Annotated in this window: 1 protein-coding gene; it reads left to right on the top strand. The window is 76.0% G+C overall.

Annotated features, from left to right (window positions below; genetic code table 11):
• A partial coding sequence (locus E1284_RS40865; protein ID WP_131945463.1) for a tRNA (adenine-N1)-methyltransferase occupies positions 1 to 922 on the top strand: 922 nt, incomplete at its 5' end.
• Positions 923 to 1,102 lie beyond the last annotated feature (180 nt).

The following is a 1,102-nucleotide window of genomic DNA, read 5'->3' as shown; positions in this document are numbered from 1 at the left end:
CCACGGCCCCTTCCGCCCCGGCGACCAGGTTCAGCTCACCGACCCCAAGGGCCGCATCAACACCATCACCCTGCAGCCCGGCAAGCTCTACCACTCCCACAAGGGCTCGGTCCCGCACGACGACATCATCGGCAGCCCCGAAGGCAGCGTGTTCCGCTCCACCGGCGGCACCGAGTACCTCGCCTTCCGCCCCCTCCTCGCCGACTTCACCCTCCGCATGCCGCGCGGCGCCGCCGTCGTCTACCCCAAGGACGCGGCCCAGATCATCGCCATGGCCGACATCTTCCCCGGCGCCCGCGTCGTCGAGGCCGGCGCCGGATCGGGCGCGCTCACCTGCTCGCTCCTGCGCGCCGTCGGCGAGCACGGCCTCGTCTCGTCCTACGAGCGCCGCCCCGACTTCGCCGACATCGCCCGCGGCAACGTCGAGAAGTTCTTCGGCGGCCCCCACCCCGCCTGGCGCCTCACCGTCGGCTCCCTCGAGCACGCCCTCACCGAGACCGACGTCGACCGCGTCGTCCTCGACATGCTCGCCCCGTGGGAGACCCTCGACGCCGTCGCCAAGGCCCTCGTGCCGGGCGGCATGGTCTGCGCGTACATCGCCACCACCACGCAGATGTCCCGCGTCGTCGAAGACCTCCGCGCCCACGGCAACTTCGCCGAGCCCTACGCCTTCGAGACCATGCTCCGCTCCTGGCACGTCGACGGCCTCGCCGTCCGGCCCGACCACCGCATGGTCGGCCACACCGGCTTCCTCGTCACCGCCCGCCGCCTCGCCGACGGCGTCACCCCGCCCGCCCGCCGGCGGCGGCCCGCCAAGGGCGCCCACCCCGGCGGCGAGACGGCGCCCGGAGCCGGCGCAGGCGCCGGTACGGGCACCGCCGCAGGCGCCGGGGCCACGCCCGGACGGCCCGCGGAGTCGTAGATCACACACCCGGCGCGGCGGCCCGTCCGGCACCCGCGCCGGCGCCCGTCGATCGTCACGGTCCGTCACCGTCGCCCCGCCGCGGCGCGGCCCGCCGCGCCGCGACGCGCCGCGCCCCGCGGCCCGGGGCGCCGAGAGTCACCGCACACCCGCACGACTCGGCAAACCCCGCCCCATGAC

It is taken from the genome of Actinomadura bangladeshensis (assembly GCF_004348335.1).
Classification (GTDB): domain Bacteria; phylum Actinomycetota; class Actinomycetes; order Streptosporangiales; family Streptosporangiaceae; genus Spirillospora; species Spirillospora bangladeshensis.
Note: the sequence above shows the minus strand (reverse complement) of the source record. Positions and strands in the feature narration are given on the sequence as shown.